Below are 585 nucleotides of genomic sequence, written 5' to 3' on the forward strand. Positions count from 1 at the left end.
TCTACCTCAGGGACCGCATTAGAGTTTTCACCATTACCCGCATTACTGGAAAGCTCAGTCACGAAGTACTGATCGGTACCAACTTTGATCACTGATTTTTGGTTGTTCGCCTCCGTAATACGTGGGCTTGAGAGTACATTGAGGTCGCCTTGCGTCGACATAAAGTTTAATACAGCCTCGAAGTTACCATCAGAGATCGTAACGTTGGTTTGACCGCCAAGAAGCGTACCAATCGCATCTAATGGAGGCAGAGCAGAAGCGGGGCGATTAACAATGATACTGCCTGAGTTACCAATTGACGCCGATAAGTTCGACCAGTTAATACCTTGCTGGTAACCATCGCTGAGCGTGACTTCTAAGATTTTCGCTTCAAGAATCACTTGGCGTTGCATTCGTTCTTGAGACACACCCAAAAACTCGCGCACTTCACGAATATCATCAGGGAAAGCTCGCACGGTGATCACGCCAGCTTGTGGCGTAACTACCACACTTTGGCCTTTACCCGAACCAATTAAGTTCGCCACCGCTTGTTGCAACATTGGCCAAAAATCACTTTCGGTGATGGTTTCAATGCGCGTTCCGCCT

The 585-nt window shown here is 47.9% G+C and carries 1 protein-coding gene; it reads right to left on the reverse strand.

Going from position 1 to position 585, the window contains the following annotated elements:
- Positions 1-585 (reverse strand): pilus (MSHA type) biogenesis protein MshL (locus R7Z47_RS25960; RefSeq protein ID WP_318130912.1); only part of this gene is annotated, 585 nt, incomplete at both ends.

Origin of the sequence: Vibrio sp. 1641, from assembly GCF_033339995.1 — a bacterium.
GTDB lineage: Bacteria > Pseudomonadota > Gammaproteobacteria > Enterobacterales > Vibrionaceae > Vibrio > Vibrio alginolyticus.